This is a genomic window from Streptomyces sp. NPDC050164 (assembly GCF_044459945.1).
Taxonomy (GTDB): Bacteria; Actinomycetota; Actinomycetes; order Streptomycetales; family Streptomycetaceae; genus Streptomyces; species Streptomyces coeruleorubidus_A.
In genome coordinates this window covers 172,778-192,564 of record NZ_JBITJK010000005.1, presented here as the reverse complement: position 1 = coordinate 192,564, position 19,787 = coordinate 172,778, and the positions used below count along the sequence as shown (strand labels likewise).

Genomic DNA, 19,787 nt, shown 5'->3' with positions numbered 1-19,787 from the left:
ACCACGTATGGCGCAATTTCACCCTCCTCAACATTGTGTTTCCGGCTTCCCTGCCGTCAGGTGGTACGGTCCGCGCTCGTCGACCAGCAACGGCACGAGCGCCCGCAGGGACTGGCGCAGGGGCACGAGCACGCCCTCGGCGTCCCGGCGTACGCGCACCCCGTGCAGTGCGAGTTCGTCTCCCACCTCCGCGTACTGCGCGGCCGTGAGCCGGTAGCCGCAGGGTGGGGTCTGGATCACCTCGGCCGGTTCGGGCGCGTCGTTGTCGGCTCCGCCGACGTAGACGGGGCCGGCGGTGGCGTATCCCGCGAGCCGGGCCCTGCCCGTCGCCGCCTCGACCGCGCCGCGGCGCTGGTCGGCGTAACCGAACAGGCCGCCCAGCGCGTCCAGTTGAGAGGTGACCCGGCGGCGGTTGTTCAACGCCTCGTCCGCCTTCTCGGCATCGGTGAGCGGGTCGACGCGGCTCTCGATGAGCAGTCCGACCCCGTGCTTAATACCGGACATATTGCGCAAAATGCGCTCCTGGCCGTCTCCGGCGACCTGCTTGACCGGCTCGCCGGTCTCGGGGTCGGTCCAGATCCCGTAGGTGCCGGTCGAGTGGCCGGCCCGCTGCGCCGCGGGGCGGACGTACGCCTCGGAGAGGGTCTTCGCCTCGTCGTGGACCGCCTCGTGGGTGTTGAGGTTGCGCGGCCACAGGTCGAAGAGGTCCTTGTCGTAGTACGGGGGTGTGGCACCGTACTCGTGCAGGTCGTAGACGAGGTCGGGATGCTGGTCGCGGACGAGCTTCGCCAGCGCCCGGCCTTCGGCGGTCCGGAGCGCGAGGTGGTCGCGGTTGATGTCGACGCCGTCGCTGTTGCCCCGGGTGTCGGCGGCCCGGCCGTCGGGGTTGGCGGTGGGCACGACGAGGACCGTGGTGCGGTCCAGGAAGCGCCGGGTGCGGCTGTCACGGGCGTACGCGAGGTCGCGGACGGTGGTCAGACAGGCTTCGCGGCCGGCGGGTTCGTCGCCGTGCTGGCTGCACACGAGCAGCACCTTGTTGGGTGTCGGGTGGGTGCCGATCCGTACCAGTTGGAGCGGGCGGCCCTGCTTCGTCGTGCCGAAGCGGGTCATGGAGACGCGGCTGCTCGACCGGTCGACGGCTGTGAGGAAGTCCTGTTCCTCGGGCTGGGTGGTCCAGCGGACACCGTTCGTCTGCTCGAAGCCGGTGCGGGGCGGGGAGTCGGTGGTGGCCTGGGCCGGGGCGGCGACCAGGGACGCGGCGACGGCCGCGGCGGTCAGGGTCAGGGCGCGGACGCGGGTCGTGGTCCTGCCTGCCGCCGTGCGGGCCACCGGCCCGGCTGCGGTGTCGCCGGGCATGATCCTGCCTGCGGTGTCGCGGCTCACTGGCTTCCTTCCGGGATGCGGTGAGTGGTAAGCGGGTCCCGCACACCGTCCAGGAGGATGGCGTCGGGCGTGGCGGACGCGGCGCCCGTGGTGGCGCGGGCGAAGGCGGTGGCTCCGCCGACGAACGGGACGCGCGCCGAGGTGCGGGACAGGTCGACGGTGAGCCTGGGGGTGTCCGCGGGAGGGTCGATGAGGCCCTTGTCGGTGCCCGCGACGATCAGCGCCAAGCGGTGGCCCTCGGGGACGACGTGGTCGGTCGCCGCCAGGTCGAGGGTGATCGTGTACCGCTTGCCCGGGGCGAGCGGGGCACCCGTCAGGTCGGAGGCGTGGTTGCCGAGGTCGGCCCAGCCGCGGCTGACGATCGTGTAGCCGACGTCGGCGTTCTTCGCCTTCGTCTCCTTGAAGCAGGAGCTGTCGCCGGCGGTGCTCGCGCCCCAGCAGGTGCGGTCGGTGAGAGTGGTGATGCCCTCGCCCGCGTCGGCGTAGTCGCGGATGGCGGCGGGGCCGATGTCCACGAGGACGGCGGACAGGTGGGCCGTCGGGGTGGAGGGCGTCGCGGTGACGGTGACCTCGGAGGAGCCGGACAGGCGCAGGTCGCGGGTGAGCGGCCCGGTGACGAAACCGGCCTTCTCCGGTGTCGTCTTGCCTATCTTCGCGGCCCAGTCGGTCTCGCTCAGCTTCGGGTCGTCGGTGAAGGTCTCGGTGCCGCGGCCGCGGTGCAGGCCGAGGGTGCCGACGCCGGCCTGGGCGCCTCGGTCGGGGCGCAGGGTGGCGGCCCGGGTGCCGTTCGGCGGCCAGGTCTTCGAGGTGGTCCACTGGTCGGGCCGGCGTTCGATGTCGGCCATGGGCTCGCGGTCGATCCCGTTGTCGTAGCCCATGAGTTCGTGGTCGAACCAGCGGTGGAGGGTGTCGACCCATGCGCCGCGCCGGAAGTCGAAGGGGTCGACGTGGCCGGTCTGGGAGAGCCAGATCTTGCGCTCGACGCCGTTCTTGCCGAGGGCGTCCCACCACTGCCCGACGTGCTTCATCCGCACGTTGAGGTCCTGCATGCCGTGCACGAGGAAGACGCTGGCCTTGACCTTCCGCGCGGCCCTGACGTAGTCCCGCTCGGTCCACAGCGGGGTCCAGTCGCCGGTGCGCGGGGCCCCGTCGACGAGCTTGTGCTGCACGGCGGCGCACTTGGCGCGGGCGTCGGGGCTGTTGACGTAGTCGGAGAGCCGTTCGGGGCCGGAGTCGTAGAGCGGGGCGCCCTGCTGGAAGTAGTAGTCGTACCAGGAGGAGATGGCGCTGATCGGGACGATGGTCTTCAGTCCCTCGACGCCGGTCGCGGCGACGCCATTGGCGATGGTGCCGTCCCAGCTCTTGCCGATCATGCCCGTCCTGCCGTTGGTCCAGGCGGCCTTGGCGCGGGTGGTGCCGGTACGGGTCGTGTAGGCCCTGGCACGGCCGTTGAGCCAGTCGACAACGGCCTTCGCGGACTGGATGTCGGAGCGGCCGCCGACGTCGACGCAACCGTCGGAGCGATTGGTTCCGGCCAGGTCGACGCCGACGAAGGCGTAGCCGCGGGGCACGAAGTAGTTGTCGTAGTACAGCGGCATCCGCGTGACGTCGCCGTTCGCGTCGTACGTCTTCTTCTGGCTCTCGTTGCCGCGCCCGCAGCAGGAGTAGTACGGGCTGGCGTCCATGATGACGGGGACCTTGCGGCCCTGTCGGGCGGGTTCGCGGGGACGGACGATGTCCACGGCGACCCGGTCGGCCTTTCCGTCGCGGTCGCCGTCGAGTCCGGTGTCCACCCAGACGGCCTCGCGGATGGCGTCGTCGTACGAGTGGACGGGACGGCTCTCGCGCGGGGCGGCGTCCGCCGCGGCCGGGGTGAGCAGCGTGGCCAACAGGGCGGCCGAGGCCGCCGTCGCGAGCGGTCTCCAGGTCGTTAAGCGCGTGCGTTTCGGCATGCGGCGGACGCTACATCGGTGAACTCCTGTTCAGAAGAGGGCAGCTGACGGACCGGCGTGTCCGGGATGGACCCAAGGGCCCGGTGTCTCATGTCGGCCGAATGGCGATCGTGTGACAGCAGGGGCCATGGACATGATCAGGGACACAGGGAGCCAATAAGCTCCGGACAGACTTCGGGACCCTACGACTTGGAGTTTTGCGTGCACCGCAGAATCATCGCGCCGGGAGCCCTCGCCGCGGCCGTTCTCCTGCTGGCGATCCCGGCATCGGCCGCGCCCCGCTCCCCCGGCGCACCGGGGATCGGTGACCCCTACTACCCGGCCTACGGCAACGGCGGTTACGACGTCTCCCACTACGACCTCAGGCTGAAGTACCGGCCGGCCACGGACGAACTCGAGGGCACGGCGACCCTCGTGGCCCGCACCACCCAGGACTTGTCCAGCTTCAACCTGGACTTCCTGCTGGACGTCGGCGAGGTGCGTGTCAACGGCGCGAAGGCGTCGTTCAGGACGTCGGGCGAGCACGAGCTGGAGATCACCCCGAAGACTCCGCTGGCCAAGGGCACGCCCGTCACGGTCGTCGTGCGCTACCGCGGCGTGCCGTCGTCGAAGAAGGCGTACGGCTTCACCAGCTGGCACCGCACCCAGGACGGTGGCGTCGCGGCGAACGAGCCCGAGGCGGCGGCGTGGTGGTTCCCGAGCAACGACCACCCGCTCGACAAGGCCACCTACGACGTGTCCGTGCTGGTCCCGGACGGCACACAGGCGATCTCCAACGGCACGCTCCAGTCGAGGAGTTCACGCCTCGGCTGGACCCGCTGGAACTGGCGCTCCGACAAGCCGCAGGCCACGTACCTCGCCACGCTCGCGGTCGGCAGGTTCGACATCACGACCGGCACCACTGAGAGCGGCATTCCGGTCCTCAACGCCTACAGCAAGGACCTGGGCGGCCACGCCGGCGCGGCGCGGGCGAGCATCGAACGGACCGGGGAGATCGCCGACTGGCTGACCGGCTACTTCGGGCCGTACCCCTACAACGCGCTCGGCGGATACGTGCCGAACACCACCACCGGGTACGCGCTGGAGACGCAGACCCGGCCGTACTACAGCCCGCGGCAGTTCTCGAACGGGTCGAACGTCACCCTCGTCGTCCATGAGCTGGCCCACCAGTGGTACGGCGACGACGTGTCGCTCAAGCACTGGAAGGACATCTGGATCAACGAGGGCTTCGCACGGTACGCGCAGTGGCTGTGGTCCGAGCACGAGGGCGAGGGCACGGCACAGGAACTCGCCGACTACGTGTACGCCTCGCATCCGGCTGACGACCCGTTCTGGACGGTGAAGCCCGGGGACCCCGGGCCGGAGAACCAGTTCGACATAGCGGTGTACGACCGGGGCGCGCTGGCCGTCCAGGCGCTGCGCAACGAGATCGGCGACGAGGCGTTCTTCGCCATCCTCAGGGGCTGGCCGCGCAAGTACGCCCACGGCAACGCGTCGGTCGCCGACTTCCAGCAGTACGCCGAGGAGGTGTCCGGCAAGCCCCTGGCAACGCTGTTCGACACCTGGCTGTACCAGCCGTCGAAGCCGGGAGTGCCGGCGGCTCGGGCCGCGGCGGTTACGAAGGCCGGCGGGACGGTGGCGCAGCCGAAGTCGTGGAAGAAGATCGCGGCGACGAACGGTGTGCACGAGCACGCGGGTGCGGGTTCGGGCCATGCGGAGCACGGGGAGCACGGAAACCACGGGGAACACGTGCGCTGACGCGCCGCGTCCCGCACGGCCGTCTACGGTGGGCCCATGCGCGCCGGGCGCGTGGGCCCGGCCCACCGTGGACCGGCGGCTGGGCCAAGGAGCCGACGGCTGACACGAAGGAGCCGGACGTGCGGAACCTGGCGATCATCGAGGCGCCGTCCGTGCTGGGGCTGCGGCCGACCGGCGTCGAGCAGCTGCCGGACGCGCTGCTCGGGGCCGGGCTGGCCGAAGGGCTGGGTGCGGTGCGTGCGGGGCGGGTCGAGCCGCCCCCGTACGACCCGGAGCGGGACCCGGACACCGGGGTCCTGAACCCCGGCGGCATCGCCGCATACTCCACCGCACTGGCCGACACCGTAGCCGGTGTCCTGGACGACGGCCGGTTCCCCGTCGTGCTGGGCGGCGACTGCAGCGTGCTGCTCGGCAACCTGCTCGCGCTGCGCCGCCGCGGCCGGCACGGGCTGCTGTTCCTCGACGGGCACACCGACTTCTACCAGCCCTCCGCGGAACCGGCCGGTGAGGTGGCCTCCATGGAGCTCGCCCTCGCCACCGGGCGCGGTCCGCGCGTGCTGGCCGACCTGGAGGGCCGGGGTCCGCTGGTGCGGGACGAGGACGTCGTCGCGCTGGGGTTCCGGGACGCGGAGGAGTCCGCGGCGTACGGGATGCAGCCGCTGCCGTCCGCGCTGCACGCGCTGGAGCTGGACACCGTGCGCGCCCTGGGGGCGGGCGAGGCGGCCCGGCGCGCGGTCGGGCTGATGACCGGCGACGGCGCGGGCGCCGGGTACTGGATCCACCTCGACGTCGACGTACTGGACGACGCGGTCATGCCCGCCGTCGACTACCGGCTCCCGGACGGGCTGACCTGGCAGGAGCTGGAGACCGTCCTGCGCACGGCCCTGTCCGGCGGCGGTGCCGTCGGCCTCGACGTGGCGATCTTCAACCCCCGGCTGGATCCCGACGGGGCGATCGCGCAGCGCCTCGGCGACTGTCTGGTCCGGGCGTTCGACAGGGACGGCCAGGGCTGAGCCGAGGCCGGTCAGTCCCCGTGGTCGTACACCCTCACTTGTATCCCCCGCCGTATCAGCCGCTCCTCGATCAGCGGCTCGAGCCGGGACCACTTGCCGCCGGCGAGACCGCAGCCGATGCGCGGCATGTGGACGGTCGCGCCCAGGTCGCCGGCCCGCTCGGCCAGGGTCTCCAGCGCCGTGTCGATCGCCTCGTAGCGGACGGGGACGCCCTTGCTGCCGGTCCTGGTGCCGCGCTGGCCGATCATGTTGGCCACCCACACGTACCGCTCGACCTGGACGAGCTGCACCGCGCCCAGCCCGAAGTCGTTCGCCGCGCGGCTGCGGTGCCACGCCCGGTACGCCGCCTCCGGCTCGGGCCAGCGGCGGGATATCGCCAGGACGAAGCCCTTGCCCCAGCCCCCGCTGTCGTTGCAGACATGGGCGATGACCTTGACGCCCTTCACCGACGGAACGGTGGCGTCACCCCGGACATACCTGATCCCCGACATGACGCCACCGTAGGCGCTCCCACTGACAGTGGCCCTGGCCTGCTACTTCGTGAACTGCGACAGCTCCTGGTCGGCCGTCTGCGACACCCGGCGGCGGATGCCGAACCAGCCCACGACCAGCGCGGCCGCGATCAGCGAGATGAGCAGCAGCGTCTTGCGGCCGACCTCCGGGTCGTTCCACATCATGCCGAGGCAGGCCAGCAGGAAGGCGATCGTGGTGATCTCCGTGACCGGGCTGCCGGGGAGGCGGAAGGAGGGGCGGGTGACCAGGCCCGCCTTGGCGCGGCGGACGAAGACCAGGTGGCAGATCATGATGATCACCCAGGTGCTGATGATGCCGAGCGAGGCGACGTTCAGCACGATCTCGAAGGCCTGGGCCGGCACGAGGAAGTTCAGGCCGACGCCGAGCACGCACACCGCGCAGGTCAGCAGGATGCCGCCGTAGGGGACCTGGCTGCGGTTCATGCGGGCGGTGAACTTCGGTGCGGAGCCGGCCATCGCCATGGAGCGCAGGATGCGGCCCGTGGAGTACAGGCCCGAGTTCAGCGAGGACATCGCGGCGGTCAGCACGACCAGGTTCATCACGTCGCCCGCCGCCGGGACGCCGATCTTCGACAGCACCGTGACGAAGGGGCTCTGGTCGGCCGAGTAGACCGAGCCGGGGAGCAGGAGGGCCAGCAGGACGACCGAGCCGACGTAGAAGAGGCCGACCCGCCACATGATCGAGTTCACCGCGCGCGGGACGACCTTCTCCGGCTCGGCGGTCTCGCCCGCGGCGACACCGACCAGCTCCAGCGCGGCGTACGCGAAGATCACGCCCTGCATGACCAGGACGACGGGCATCATGCCGTGCGGGAAGACGCCGCCGTTGTCGGTGATGACACTCAGGCCCGGCGTCTGGCCGCCCACCTCGTGCTGGGTGGCCAGCAGGAAGATGCCGATGAACATGAAGCCGACCAGCGTCGCGACCTTGATGATCGCGAACCAGAACTCCATCTCGCCGAAGATCTTCACCGAGATCAGGTTCACGGCCAGCACGACCGCGAGGGCGGCCAGCGCGAGCACCCACTGCGGGATGTCGGTGAACATGCTCCAGTAGTGCGTGTACAGCGCTATCGCGGTGATGTCGGCGATGCCGGTGGTCGACCAGTTCAGGAAGTACATCCAGCCGGCGACGTAGGCGCCCTTCTCGCCGAGGAACTCGCGCGCGTACGACACGAAGGAGCCCGAGGAGGGGCGGTAGAGCACGAGCTCGCCGAGGGCCCTGACCACGAAGAAGGCGAAGATGCCGCAGACCAGGTAGGCGATCGCCAGTGCCGGGCCCGCGTCGTGGAGGCGACCGCCGGCGCCGAGGAAGAGGCCGGTGCCGATGGCCCCGCCGATGGCGATCATGTTGACGTGGCGGGCCTTGAGGTCCTTGCTGTACCCGGCGTCGCCCGCGTCCGCGGGCACCTGGGCCGCATCGGTACGCGGCGTGGCCGCAGCCGTGTTCACGGCGTCCTTGCTCACGGGTGGTTCCACTCTCTGGATCGCCCCGGACGTCGTGGGCCCGGGTCCGTACAGTGCAGTGGCCCGTACCACCCTTGTGACGCGGCACAGACCAAGCCAGCACCTTCCCACACCGATTCGCTCGCACACGGTGACCGGCATCACAGAGCGTCACCTCTCACAAGATCCACCAGCGAGAGGCACAGCCACCATTCGTCGTTCACTGCATGGTCATGAGGAGATGCGGACGAGGTTTCACAGCACTGGTGAGACAGCGATACTGCTGCACATGACGACCGACACCGAGGAACCGACCCTCACGATCGACGAACTGGCCGCCCGGGCCGGTGTCACGGTGCGCACGGTCCGTTTCTACGGCACGAAGGGGCTGCTGCCGCCGCCGGTGCTCGGCCCCCGGCGTGTGGGGCACTACGGGCGGGAGCATCTGGCCCGGCTGGCGCTGATCGAGGAGTTGCAGCACCAGGGCATGACGCTGGCGGGCATCGAGCGCCATCTGCGCCAGTTGCCGCCGGACCTGAGCGCGCGCGACCTCGCCGTTCACCGGGCGGTGGTGGCCTCCTGGGCGCCGGACACCGTCGAGACGGTCAGGCGGGAGGAACTGGAGCGGCGGGCCGGGCGGCCGCTCGGCGACGAGGACGTCGAGCGGCTGGTCGCGATGGGCGTGGTCCGGCCCGGAGACGACGGGTACGAGGCCGACCTCGGTCTGCTGCGGCTGGGCGTCGGCCTGCTGGACATGCCGCTCTCCCAGGAGGCGATCTTCGCGGCGCGCAAGGTTCTCCTGGAACACTCGCGCGCCGCGGCCCGTGAACTCTCCCGGCTCTTCCGCGGCGAGGTGGCGGAGCGTGACGCGCGGGACGTGCGGTCCCTGTCCGCTCACATGCACCCCCTGGTGGTGCAGGCGCTTCTCACCGCCTTTCAGCGGTCGCTGAAGGAAGAGCTGGGCGAATGGCTGACCAAGCCTTCAGGTACGTCAGGCCCGGACTGAGTCGCTGAACCGCTCCCCCTTCTCCGCCTTCTCCACCAGCAGCGCGGGCGGCGTGAACCGGTCGCCGTAGCGCTCGGCGAGTTCACGCGCGCGTGCCACGAATCCGGGCAGGCCGACCCCTGCCCCGGCGCCGCCGTCGTAGCCGTTGATGTACTGGAGCACGCCGCCCGTCCAGCCCGGGAAGCCGATGCCGAAGATCGAGCCGATGTTGGCGTCGGCGACGGAGGTCAGCACGCCTTCCTCCAGCAGCCGGACGGTGTCCAGTGCCTCGGAGAAGAGCATGCGCTCCCGCATGTCCTCGAACGGGATCCGGTACCCGGGCTTGGTGAAGTGCTCGCGCAGGCCCGGCCAGAGTCCGGTGCGCTTGCCGTCCTCCCCGTAGTCGTAGAAGCCGGCGCCGCCGCTGCGGCCCGTGCGGCCGAACTCGTCCACCATGCGGTCGATGACGGCCTCGGCGGGGTGGGCCGTCCAGCTGCCGCCCGCCTCCTCGACCGCCCGCTTCGTCTCGGCCCGGATCTTGCGGGGCAGGGTCAGCGTCAGCTCGTCCATCAAGGACAGCACCTTGGCCGGGTAGCCCGCCTGGGCGGCGGCCTGTTCGACCGACGCGGGCTCGATGCCCTCGCCGACCATGGCGACGCCCTCGTTGATGAAGTGCCCGATGACGCGGGAGGTGAAGAAGCCGCGCGCGTCGTTCACGACGATCGGGGTCTTGTTGATCTGCCGGACCAGGTCGAAGGCGCGGGCCAGGGCCTCCTGCCCCGTGCGCTCGCCCTTGATGATCTCGACGAGCGGCATCTTGTCGACCGGCGAGAAGAAGTGCAGTCCGATGAAGTCGGCCTGGCGCTCGACGCCTTCGGCGAGCGCGGTGATGGGCAGGGTGGAGGTGTTGGAGCACAGCAGCGCGTCGGGGGCGACGACGTGCTGGATCTCCTGGAACACCTTGTGCTTGAGGGACGTGTCCTCGAAGACGGCCTCGATGACGGCGTCGCAGCCCGCCAGTTCCTGCACATCGGCCGTCGGCGTGATGCGGGCGAGGAGCGCGTCGGCCTTCTCCTGCGTCGTACGGCCCTTGGCTACGGCCTTGGCGCACAGCTTCTCGGAGTAGCCCTTGCCCTTGACGGCCGCCTCCAGGGAGACGTCCTTCAGGACGACGTCGATGCCGGCGCGGGCGCAGGAGTAGGCGATGCCGGCTCCCATCATCCCGGCGCCGAGGACGGCGACCTTGCGGACCGGGCGGGACTCGATGCCCTTGGGGCGGTTGGCGCCGGAGTTGACGGCTTGGAGGTCGAAGAAGAAGGCCTGGATCATGTTCTTCGAGGTCTGGCCCGCGGCCAGTTCCACGAAGTAGCGGGCCTCGATGACCTGGGCGGTCTCGAAGTCGACCTGGGAGCCCTCGACGGCGGCGGCGAGGATGCCCCGTGGGGCCGGGTAGGGGGCGCCGTTCGTCTGCTTGCGCAGGGTGGCCGGGAAGGCGGGCAGGTTCGCCGCGAACTTGGGGTTCGCGGGGGTGCCGCCCGGGATCTTGTACCCCGGCTTGTCCCAGGGCTGCTGCGACTCGGGGTTGGCGTCGATGAAGGCGCGGGCCTTTTCGAGGAGTTCCTCCTGCGTTTGCGCCACCTCGTCGACGAGGCCGTTCTCCAGGGCGCGGCGCGGGCTGTACTGGGTGCCCTGGAGGAGGACCTTCAGCAGGGCGTCGGCGATGCCGAGCAGGCGGACGGTGCGCACGACGCCGCCGCCTCCGGGCAGCAGGCCGAGGGTGACCTCGGGGCAGCCGATCTTGGAGCCGGGCGCGTCGAGGGCGACACGGTGGTGGCAGGCCAGGGCGATCTCGTAACCGCCACCGAGAGCGGCGCCGTTGAGCGCGGCGACGACCGGCTTGCCGAGAGTCTCGATGCGGCGCAGGTTCCGCTTGATGGCCATGCCGCCGTCGAACAGTTCCTGGGCCGTCTCGGGCGTGACCCGGATCAGGTCGCGCAGGTCACCGCCGGCGAAGAAGGTCTTCTTCGCCGAGGTGATGATGACGCCCCGGATGGTGTCCTTCTCGGCCTCCAGGCGGTCGGTGACGGCGGCGAGGGAGTCGCGGAACGCCTGGTTCATGGTGTTCGCGGACTGGTTCGGGTCGTCGATGACGAGGGTGACGAGGCCGGTGCGGTCCTGTTCCCAGCGGATGGTGGTGGACTCAGTGCTCATGTGGAGTGCTCCGTGTGATCCGTCGGGAGGTGGTCAGATGCGCTCGACGATGGTCGCGACGCCCATGCCGCCGCCCACGCACAGCGTGGCGAGGCCGTAGCGCTTGTCCTGGCGCTCGAGTTCGTCGACGAGCGTGCCGAGGATCATGGCGCCGGTCGCGCCGAGGGGGTGGCCGAGCGCGATCGCGCCGCCGTTGACGTTGACCTTGTCCAGGGACAGGCCCATGTCCCGCGCGTAGCGCAGCACGACCGCGGCGAACGCCTCGTTGATCTCGACGAGGTCGATGTCGTCGATCGTCAGTCCGGCCTTGGCGAGGGCCTTGCGGGTGGCGGGGGCGGGGCCGGTGAGCATGATGGTGGGCTCGGAGCCGGAGACGGCGGCGGAGACGATCCGCGCGCGGGGCGTGAGCCCGTAGCGCTCGCCGACCTCCTTGGAGCCGATCGCGACGAGCGAGGCGCCGTCGACGATGCCGGAGGAGTTGCCCGCGTGGTGGACGTGGTCGATCTTCTCCACCCAGTGGTACTGCTGGAGCGCGACCGCGTCGAAGCCGCCGAGTTCGCCGATGTCCGCGAAGGACGGCTTCAGCTTGGCCAGGGAGTCGGCGGTGGTGCCGGGGCGCATGTGCTCGTCGTGGTCGAGGACGACGAGACCGCTGCGGTCCTTCACCGCTACGACGGACTTCTCGAAGCGGCCTTCCTTCCAGGCGGTGGCCGCCCGCTCCTGGGAGAGGGCCGCGTACTCGTCGACGTCGCGCCGGGAGAAGCCCTCGATGGTGGCGATCAGGTCGGCGCCGATGCCCTGCGGCACGAAATTGACCTGGAGGTTGGTCATCGGGTCGTTGAACCAGGCGCCGCCGTCGGAGGCCATCGGCACCCGGGACATCGACTCGACACCGCCCGCGAGGACGAGGTCCTCCCAGCCCGAACGGACCTTGGCGGCGGCCAGGTTGACGGCCTCCAGGCCCGAGGCGCAGAAGCGGTTCTCCTGCACGCCGGCCACCGTGTCGGGCAGCCCCGCGGCGATGGCGGCGATCCGGGCGATGTCGGAGCCCTGGTCGCCGACCGGGCCGACGACGCCGAGCACGATGTCGTCGACGGCGGCCGGGTCCAGGCCCGGGAAGCGGGCGCGGATCTCGTGGATGAGTCCGACGACCAGGTCGATGGGCTTGGTGCCGTGCAGGGCGCCGCCTGCCTTGCCGCGCCCGCGCGGGGTGCGGATCGCGTCGTAGACATACGCTTCGGTGCTCACGAGGAGGCCTTTCGCTGAGGGTTTCGGGACGCTGGGAGCAGCCCGGGAACGTCCCAGTCCCGGGCGACGTCCGCCGTGTCGGCGCCCGGCCGGGCCGGGCCGGTGCGGACGGAGGTCGGGGTCGTGGAGAAGCGGGGGGCCGGGGCGGGCTGGGAGATGCCGCCGTGGTCGGTGAAGGTGCCGCGGGCGGCCAGATGCGGGTGGTGCGGTGCCTCGCGCAGCGACAGGACGGGCGCCACGCACGCGTCGGAGCCCTCGAAGACGGCCGTCCACTCGTCCCTGGTCCGGGTCTTGAAGCGGGCGGCGATCTGTTCGCGCAGCTCGCCCCACCGGGTGACGTCCTTGCGGGCGGCGGCCTGGTCCTCGACGCCGAGGAGGGCGAGGAACTCCTCGTAGAACCGCGGCTCCAGGGCGCCGACGGCCATGTGCCGGCCGTCGGCCGTCTCGTACGTGCCGTAGTGCGGGCAGCCGCCGTCCAGGAGGTTGGCGCCGCGGCGGTCCTGCCAGCCGCCGGCGGCGAGCATGCCGTGGATCATCGTGGCGAGGTGACAGACACCGTCGACGATGGCGGCGTCGACGACCTGCCCGGTGCCGGTCGCGCGGGCGTGGTGCAGGGCGGCGAGGACGCCGACGACGAGGTAGAGGGAGCCGCCCGCGTAGTCGCCGAGCAGGTTGGCCGGAACCGCCGGCGGCTCGTCCGGCCGGCCGATCATGCCGAGCGTGCCGGTGGGGGCGATGTACGCGATGTCGTGCCCGGCGCGGTCGGCGAGCGGGCCGTCCTGGCCCCAGCCGGTCATCCGGCCGTACACGAGCGCCGGGTTGCGGGCGTGGCAGGGCTCGGGTCCCACGCCGAGGCGCTCGGCGACGCCGGGGCGGTAGCCCTCGACCAGGACGTCGGCCCGCGCGGCGAGGTCGAGCACACGGGCGGGGCCGTCCGGGGACTTCAGGTCGACGACCACCGAGCGCTTGTTGCGGTTGGTGACGTCGTACGCCGGGTCGATCGCGAGGCCGGGGCCGCCTGGGCGGTCCACGCGCACGACGTCGGCGCCGAGGTCGGCCAGGAGCATGGCGGCGAACGGGCCGGGCCCGATGCCGGCCAGCTCGACGACGCGCACGCCGGTGAGCGGGCCGTGTCCTGGCGTCCTTGCCGTGGTCATCCAGCCCCCAGCGCTGTGACACATCTGATGTAACACCAGTGATGCTAAGAACGCGTTCCACTCGGCACAAGACCTGAACGAGCAAGCGCTTAGCAATCTGCCGGACGCGTCAGTTCCCGTCCAGTTCCGCTATCAGCCGCTTGGGGGCGATCACCCGGTAGCTCTCCTCCACCCAGTCGCAGAGCACCTCCGCGGCCGGGGCGTCCTGCCGCTCCAGGGGGATGCTCACCCAGCCCGCCTTGCCCAGGCCGTATCCGGCGGGCTCGGCGCCGGAGCAGGCCAGCGCGTGCGCGTGGGCCGTCTCGTCCTTGAGCTTCACCGTCACGCCCAGGGGATAGCTGCCGTCCTCGACGCCGAGGAAGACGAACACCTTCTTGTTGACCTTCGCGACGGACTCGCCCCAGGGGAACTCCTCGACGGCACCCGGCAGCCCCAGCGCGAACGCGCGCACTTTCTCCCACTTCTTCAGGGCATTCCTGGGCACGGCCATCATCGTCCTCCGGGCTCGTCGTCGGGCTCCGCACTCCTCACGCTAGCCTCGGCCACCGACAGCGGCACGGGCTGCGCGACCGAGGGGTGTCATGAGCAGGCTGAACAGGACCGACCGTCCGTACGACATCGTGGTCTTCGGAGCCACGAGTTTCGCCGGAGCGCTCACCGCGGAGTACCTCGCCGCCCACGCGCCCGAGGGGCTGCGGTGGGCGATCGCGGGCCGCAGCGCCGAGAAGCTGGAGCGGCTGCGGGAGCGGCTGCCCGGCGGTGCGGAGGTCGGGGTGCTGCGGGCGGACGTCTCCGACCCGGCCTCGGTGCGCGCCCTCGCCGAGCACGCGCGCGTGGTGGCCACGACGGTCGGCCCGTACATCACGTACGGCGAGGAACTCGTCGCCGCCTGCGCGGACACCGGGACCGACTACCTCGACCTGTGCGGCGAGCCCGAGTTCGTGGACCTGATGTACGTCCGGCACGACGCACGCGCGCGTGAGACCGGGGCCCGGCTGGTGCACGCCGCCGGCTTCGACTCGATCCCGCACGACCTGGGCGTGTACTTCACCGTGCGGCAGCTGCCCGAGGACGTGCCGCTGACCGTGGAGGGCTTCGTGACCGCCGACGCCGCGTTCTCGGGCGGGACCTTCGCCTCCGCGCTCAACCAGTTCGCGCGGCAGCGGGAGATGGCAGCGGCCGCGCGGGACCGGCGGCGGCACGAGCCGCGGCTGGTGGGCCGGCGGGCGTCGGCGCCGCTGGGCGGGCCGCGGTTCGCCAAGGAGGTCGGCGCGTGGGCGCTGCCGATGCCGACGATCGACCCGCAGATCGTGCGGCGGTCGGCCTCGGCCCTCGACCGGTACGGTCCCGACTTCCGCTACCGGCAGTACGCGGCCGTCCGGCACCTGCCCGTCGCGGTGGGCGGTGTGGCGACCGTCGGCGCCCTGGTGGCGGCGGCCCAGGTGCCCCCGGCACGACGGTGGTTGTCCGGCCGGCTCAGGCCCGGGGACGGGCCGAGCCCCGAGAAGCGGGCGAAGAGCTGGTTCTCCCTGCGCTTCGTGGGCGAGGGCGGCGGCCGGCGGGTGTACACGGAGGTCTCGGGCGGCGATCCCGGCTACGACGAGACGGCGAAGATGCTCGCCGAGTCGGCGCTGTGCCTGGCCTTCGACGACCTTCGGAAGACGGCGGGTCAGGTCACCACGGCGGTGGCGATGGGCGACGCGCTGCTGGGCCGGCTGCGCGCGGCAGGCATCCGCTTCCGCGTCGCGTCGACCCGCTGAAGGTCCGACAGCGGCCAAAGATCCTACAACGGCCACTCGGCGATGGTGTAGATCATGCCGGCGATCCAGCCGAGCCCCGCCAGCACGGCGAGGATCAGCCCTATGGTGACGGCCCGCTCGACGGTCTGGGTCGGGCCGGCAACAGGCTTGGGGGCGCGGTGCGTTGTCATGCGCCCCAGCCTGCCGACGGGGGTGGGGGCCGGGCATCCGTACAGGTACTCAGAGCCGGTACTCAGATCTGCCGCCCCGCCCTGGGTGGACCCCTCCCCCCGGTTTGAGACTTTCCGCCTTCCGCTCCTGGCGACAGCTCGAAAAGTGCCAAGAAGGAGTTCAATGAAACCATTGAAGGCATGAAGTTCCTTCTCGAAGTCACCATGGACGACACGGCGTTGACCGAGGACCCGGCGGGCGAGCTGGGCCGGATCCTCAGGTACTGGGGCGGCAATCTGCGCCACTACGCGCTCCGGCCCGGGGACGGGTCGGTCATCTACGACTCGGAGTACCGCGAGGTGGGCCGCTGGAGCGTGGCCGATCAGGCGGAATAGGTCTCCCGCAGCGCCTTCCTGCAGAGCGCGTCCGCCCTGCGCGTGGTCTCCGGGAGGCGGTACTCGGGGGTCAGCGCGAGGGTGTGGGCGCAGGCGTTCGCCAGAGTCACGCGGTGGCCGACGGAGACGAAGACCGGCTTGACGCCGTCGCGCGTGCGCAGGGCGCGGCCGACCTCCTCGGAGCCGGCGAGCAGCGCCGCGGTGCTGCCGCGCGGGGTGTCCGGGTCGTCGTAGGCGAAGGTGAAGGGGTTCTTGGCGACGCCGATCGTGGGCAGGCCGGTCAGGACGCCGAGGTGGCTGGCGAGGCCGAAGCGGCGGGGGTGGGCGAGGCCGTAGCCGTCGCAGACCACCAGGCCGGGTGTGCACGGCAGGGCGTCGAGGGCGGCGAGGACCGTGGGGACCTCGCGGAAGGCGAGCAGTCCGGGCACGTAGGGGAAGGAGACCCGCCCCACCGCCGTGGCCTCGGCGACGACGTCGAGACTCGACGCGTCCAGGACGACCGCGGCCGCCGCGACGACGTCCCGTGCGTCGTCGTACGCGACGTCGACCCCCGTCACATGGCCCGTCCCGGGCGGCGGCCCCGGTTCGTCGAGGACCACGCGCTCGCGGAGTTCGTCCTGGACGGCACGGGCCTGTTCTTCGGTGGCGGGCCAGTCCTCGGGGATGCGTACGGTCGTCATGGTGCCCCCGAGCCTATGGGCTGCCGAGCCCATGGGCTGCGCGAAGGCCGGCGGGACTCAGGAGTCCCGCCGGCCTCGGGGGCGTGCGACTCACTTGCCCAGCGCGCGCTGGAGCTGGCTCTTGTTCATGTTGGAACGGCCCTCGACGCCGCGGCGCTTGGCCTCCTGGTACAGCTGGTCGTAGGTGGGACCCTGGGAGCCCTGGCCGGACCGCTGACCGCCGCGCTTGCCGGACGACATGTCCTTGGTGGAGGTACGGCTGGCCGTCTTCGACTCGCCGGAGCGGGCACGTTCCTTGTTCACCGTCCGCCCGGCGATCTCCTTGGCGCGGCCGGTGCTCTCGCCCCGGTCCTGCGCACTCTTCTTGATGTGCTCGTACTGGCGCTCCCGCTTGGAGCTCGAACCGCGTGGCATGACCGCTCACTTCCTTTCAGCTTCAGTGAACGAGTACCCACACTGCCAACAATCAGGACATACCGCATGCTCAATGCTCCAGGCGGGCAACCCGCCCCTTTTCGCCGGCGGCCCAGCACCCTTGGTCCGGGGTGCAGTCGACGGTGTCGTAGGAGCCCGTGTCGACCGTGCGCCAGGTGCGGCCGGCGTCCGTGGTGAGGTCGGTGCCGGTGGGGCCGACGGCGAGGGCGGTGGTGCGGCTGTGCGGAAGCCAGGCGACCCCGGAGCGGTAGGCAGGCGGGGGCGCGGGGGCGGTGCGCCAGGTACGACCGCCGTCGCCGGTGCGCGCGGCGGCGTTCGGTGAGGGCCGGCCGGGGGTGAAGTCGCCGCCGACGGCGAGACCGTGGGTGCGGTCGCGGAAGGCCAGCGCGAAGACGCCGCGGGCCGGGTCGCCCGCCGGGAGGGGCGTGTCGGTGGCCGTCCAGGTGTGTCCCCGGTCGGCGGAGTGCAGCACGCGCGCGTGCGCCGCCCCGCCGGTGGCGAGCCAGACGTCCTTCGGCCCGGAGGCGACCAGGCACTGGCCGCTCGCGGCGAATCCGGCCTCGCCCTCCTGCGCGGCCGGCATGCCCTCGTCCGGCAGCACCTTCCAGGTGCGGCCGCCGTCGCGGGTCGACAGGATGCGGAACCTCCCGTCCACCGGGTCGCTCATCGCGAGGCCGTGGCGGTGGTCGAAGAAGGTGAGGCAGTCGTAGAAGGCCTTCGGGTCGGGGTTGCGGAAGGACTCCGTCCAGGTCGCTCCGCCGTCGTCGGTGCGGTACACGCGGGACGCCTCGCCCTCGCCGATGGCCAGGACCACGGCCCGGCGCGCGTCGAACGCCTCGACGTCCCGGAACTGCAACTCCGCCGCACCCGGGGGCGAGACGTTCCGCCAGGTGGCGCCGCCGTCGGTGGTGCGCAGGACGGTGCCGGAGGTCCCGGCGAGCCAGGCGGTGTCCCGGCTGACGGCGGCCAGGCCGCGCAACCGTACGTCGGGGGCGCCGGTGTCCTTGAGTTCCCAGTGCGGCACCCGGCGCTCCGGCTCGTGCGCCTGCGCCGGTACGGCTGTCAGGGCCGCGAGTGCGACCAGTGCCGCCGCGCCCGCCGCCACTCCGGTCGCCCTGCTCCGTGTCCGTCCCGTCCGTCGCGTGGTCCCCAAGCGCCTCATGGCCGGCGAAGCTAGCCCACCGCCCCGGCGCCGTCCAGATGGCCTCGCGGACGCTCCGGGTGTTCCGGCGCGCGCCACACATGCCCTGCAGGGCACACGAGGAGAGCCACGTCACTCCGGTGCATGAACACGGTGACAGAGGTCACTCGCCATTCGTGTGCACGGATCGGCTGATTCCGTCGTCTCTTCCAGTACCCCGGTCTCATACGCCCGGAAGTCCGTCCAGCCGTCACAAGGGAGCAAGGCGTTGTCCATCGTCATCGAGCAGCCCGTGGAGGCCCGCCTCGTCGCCGCCGCGCCGCGTATGCCGAGCATTCCCGCGACGCTCCACTACGACCGACGTGATCCGTTCGCCGTTCGCATGACCTTCCCCGCCCCCGCGACGCTGGAGGGCGTCGAAGTCTGCTGGACCTTCTCCCGCGAGCTGCTCGCCGCAGGCCTCAAGAACGCCGAGGGCCACGGCGACGTGCGGGTGCGGCCGTACGGGTACGACCGTACGGTGCTGGAGTTCCACGCCCCCGAGGGCACCGCCGTCGTGCACGTCCGCTCCAGCGAGGTGCGCCGGTTTCTGGAGGCCACGAGCGAGCTGGTGCCGGTCGGCCTGGAGCACCTCCAGCTGGATCTGGACCACGGCCTGGCGGAGCTGATGCGCGACGCGTGCTGAGCCGATGCGTGCCGAGCTAACGTCCCCGCTCCAGCAGGGCGTTGATCTCGCCGTAGTCGAGTCCGTCCGCCAGTGACCGGTACGTCCCCGTGTCCAGCAACTCCCGCGCGGCCCGGCGGACCAGGGCGTGGGCGGCCTGGGCGACGCCCGAGCCCACGCTGACCCGGGCGACGCCCAGGGCGGCCAGTTCGGCGACCGTCGGGGCGCCGGGTCCTGCCATGACGTTCAGCGGCCCGTCGACGCCGTTCACCAGTTCCTTGACGATCCCCGCGTCGACGGCCCCGGGGACGAAGACGCCGTCGGCGCCGGCGGAGCGGAAGGCGGCGGCCCGTTCCAGGGTGAGGTCCACTCGCCCGGCGCCGCTCAGGAAGGTGTCGGTCCGGGCGTTGACGAACAGCGGCACGCCCGCCGCGTCGGCCGCCTCGCGGACGGCGGCGATCCGTTCGGCCTGCTCTCCGACGTCCCGTAGCGGACCGCCCGCTCCGGCGCCGTACAGCGCGTCCTCGATGTTCACTCCCACCGCTCCCGCGGCGAGGACCGCGCGGACGGTATCGGCGACGCCCTCGGTGTCCTCGGCGTAGCCGCTCTCGATGTCCGCCGTCACGGGAACGGTCAGGGCCTCGGCGATCCGGGCGACGGCGGCGAGGGCCGTGGCACGGTCCACCCGCTCGCCGTCCGGCGCGCCGAGCGCCCAGACGAGCCCGGCGCTGGTCGTCGCCACCGCCGCCGCACCGGCGTCCTCGACGAGCCGGGCGCTCACCACGTCCCAGGCGTTGGGCAGGACCAGCGGGGTCCCGGGGACGTGCAGGGCGCTGAAGGCCAGGGCTCGATCGATCTGGTTCGTCATGCGGGCAA

General features: G+C 71.6%; 19 protein-coding genes. 6 read left to right on the top strand and 13 right to left on the bottom strand.

The window, feature by feature from the left end; genetic code table 11:
* Positions 1-27: 27 nt before the first annotated feature.
* Both ACIBNA_RS10740 and ACIBNA_RS10735 read right to left on the bottom strand, forming a co-directional pair.
* A complete protein-coding gene (locus ACIBNA_RS10740) occupies positions 28-1,356 on the bottom strand; it encodes a M14 family metallocarboxypeptidase (RefSeq protein ID WP_399165028.1) in 1,329 nt (442 codons plus the stop codon).
* A 23-nt stretch (positions 1,357-1,379) separates the two neighbouring features.
* Positions 1,380-3,335, bottom strand: coding sequence for a Xaa-Pro dipeptidyl-peptidase (locus ACIBNA_RS10735; protein ID WP_399164862.1), 1,956 nt, complete (start codon positions 3,333-3,335; stop codon positions 1,380-1,382).
* Between the two features lie 201 nt (positions 3,336-3,536).
* Between ACIBNA_RS10735 and ACIBNA_RS10730 the strand changes: the two genes are divergently transcribed.
* Together ACIBNA_RS10730 and ACIBNA_RS10725 are read left to right on the top strand one after the other, a co-directional pair.
* Positions 3,537-5,093, top strand: a complete 1,557-nt coding sequence (locus ACIBNA_RS10730; RefSeq protein ID WP_399164861.1) for a M1 family metallopeptidase — start codon at positions 3,537-3,539, stop codon at positions 5,091-5,093.
* A gap of 119 nt (positions 5,094-5,212) precedes the next feature.
* A complete protein-coding gene (locus ACIBNA_RS10725) occupies positions 5,213-6,106 on the top strand; it encodes an arginase family protein (protein WP_399164860.1) in 894 nt (297 codons plus the stop codon).
* 11 nt (positions 6,107-6,117) lie between these two features.
* Here the strand turns inward: ACIBNA_RS10725 and ACIBNA_RS10720 are convergent, their stop codons facing one another.
* A complete protein-coding gene (locus ACIBNA_RS10720) occupies positions 6,118-6,597 on the bottom strand; it encodes a macro domain-containing protein (RefSeq protein WP_399164859.1) in 480 nt (159 codons plus the stop codon).
* 42 nt (positions 6,598-6,639) lie between these two features.
* Positions 6,640-8,106 (bottom strand): amino acid permease, encoded by a 1,467-nt coding sequence (locus ACIBNA_RS10715; protein WP_399164858.1) that lies wholly within the window; start codon positions 8,104-8,106, stop codon positions 6,640-6,642.
* Between the two features lie 268 nt (positions 8,107-8,374).
* Here ACIBNA_RS10715 and ACIBNA_RS10710 point away from each other — a divergent pair, with 268 nt between their 5' ends.
* A complete protein-coding gene (locus tag ACIBNA_RS10710; protein WP_399164857.1) occupies positions 8,375-9,091 on the top strand; it encodes a MerR family transcriptional regulator in 717 nt (238 codons plus the stop codon).
* Here the strand turns inward: ACIBNA_RS10710 and ACIBNA_RS10705 are convergent.
* The 4 genes from ACIBNA_RS10705 to ACIBNA_RS10690 all read right to left on the bottom strand — a co-directional run bounded on the left by ACIBNA_RS10705 (position 9,077) and on the right by ACIBNA_RS10690 (position 14,176).
* Positions 9,077-11,281 carry a 3-hydroxyacyl-CoA dehydrogenase NAD-binding domain-containing protein gene (locus ACIBNA_RS10705; protein ID WP_399164856.1) on the bottom strand — a complete coding sequence of 735 codons (2,205 nt, stop codon included), beginning with the start codon at positions 11,279-11,281 and terminating at the stop codon, positions 9,077-9,079. The genes ACIBNA_RS10710 and ACIBNA_RS10705 overlap by 15 nt on opposite strands.
* A 33-nt stretch (positions 11,282-11,314) precedes the next feature.
* Positions 11,315-12,529: an acetyl-CoA C-acetyltransferase gene (locus tag ACIBNA_RS10700; RefSeq protein WP_399164855.1), complete on the bottom strand. Its 1,215-nt coding sequence runs from the start codon at positions 12,527-12,529 to the stop codon at positions 11,315-11,317.
* On the bottom strand, positions 12,526-13,686 hold the full coding sequence (locus ACIBNA_RS10695; protein ID WP_399164854.1) for a CaiB/BaiF CoA transferase family protein: 1,161 nt from the start codon (positions 13,684-13,686) through the stop codon (positions 12,526-12,528). The genes ACIBNA_RS10700 and ACIBNA_RS10695 overlap by 4 nt, the downstream gene beginning before the upstream one ends.
* Before the next feature lie 109 nt (positions 13,687-13,795).
* Positions 13,796-14,176: an MmcQ/YjbR family DNA-binding protein gene (locus tag ACIBNA_RS10690; RefSeq protein WP_399164853.1), complete on the bottom strand. Its 381-nt coding sequence runs from the start codon at positions 14,174-14,176 to the stop codon at positions 13,796-13,798.
* A gap of 91 nt (positions 14,177-14,267) precedes the next feature.
* Here ACIBNA_RS10690 and ACIBNA_RS10685 point away from each other — a divergent pair, with 91 nt between their 5' ends.
* On the top strand, positions 14,268-15,446 hold the full coding sequence (locus ACIBNA_RS10685; RefSeq protein ID WP_399164852.1) for a saccharopine dehydrogenase family protein: 1,179 nt from the start codon (positions 14,268-14,270) through the stop codon (positions 15,444-15,446).
* A gap of 23 nt (positions 15,447-15,469) precedes the next feature.
* On the opposite strand, the gene mmpA is transcribed toward ACIBNA_RS10685, so the two are convergent.
* Entirely contained in the window at positions 15,470-15,616 is a 147-nt protein-coding gene (gene mmpA / locus ACIBNA_RS10680) for a morphogenic membrane protein MmpA (RefSeq protein ID WP_010042861.1), read from the bottom strand.
* 180 nt (positions 15,617-15,796) lie between these two features.
* Between mmpA and ACIBNA_RS10675 the strand changes: the two genes are divergently transcribed.
* On the top strand, positions 15,797-15,991 hold the full coding sequence (locus ACIBNA_RS10675) for a hypothetical protein (protein ID WP_399164851.1): 195 nt from the start codon (positions 15,797-15,799) through the stop codon (positions 15,989-15,991).
* Here the strand turns inward: ACIBNA_RS10675 and ACIBNA_RS10670 are convergent.
* From ACIBNA_RS10670 to ACIBNA_RS10660, 3 genes are all read right to left on the bottom strand, one after another.
* Positions 15,979-16,671, bottom strand: a complete 693-nt coding sequence (locus ACIBNA_RS10670; RefSeq protein ID WP_399164850.1) for an endonuclease V — start codon at positions 16,669-16,671, stop codon at positions 15,979-15,981. The genes ACIBNA_RS10675 and ACIBNA_RS10670 overlap by 13 nt on opposite strands.
* Before the next feature lie 90 nt (positions 16,672-16,761).
* Positions 16,762-17,085 (bottom strand): plasmid stabilization protein, encoded by a 324-nt coding sequence (locus tag ACIBNA_RS10665; RefSeq protein WP_274821093.1) that lies wholly within the window; start codon positions 17,083-17,085, stop codon positions 16,762-16,764.
* Positions 17,086-17,155: 70 nt separating this feature from the next.
* Positions 17,156-18,268 carry a WD40/YVTN/BNR-like repeat-containing protein gene (locus tag ACIBNA_RS10660; RefSeq protein ID WP_399164849.1) on the bottom strand — a complete coding sequence of 371 codons (1,113 nt, stop codon included), beginning with the start codon at positions 18,266-18,268 and terminating at the stop codon, positions 17,156-17,158.
* A gap of 247 nt (positions 18,269-18,515) precedes the next feature.
* On the opposite strand from ACIBNA_RS10660, the gene ACIBNA_RS10655 reads away from it, so the two are divergent.
* Positions 18,516-18,932, top strand: coding sequence for an SsgA family sporulation/cell division regulator (locus ACIBNA_RS10655; RefSeq protein WP_399164848.1), 417 nt, complete (start codon positions 18,516-18,518; stop codon positions 18,930-18,932).
* Between the two features lie 16 nt (positions 18,933-18,948).
* Here ACIBNA_RS10655 and ACIBNA_RS10650 read toward each other — a convergent pair whose 3' ends face one another.
* Complete coding sequence (locus tag ACIBNA_RS10650) at positions 18,949-19,779, bottom strand: isocitrate lyase/phosphoenolpyruvate mutase family protein (RefSeq protein ID WP_399164847.1); 831 nt, start codon at positions 19,777-19,779, stop codon at positions 18,949-18,951.
* Between the last annotated feature and the right edge of the window lie 8 nt (positions 19,780-19,787).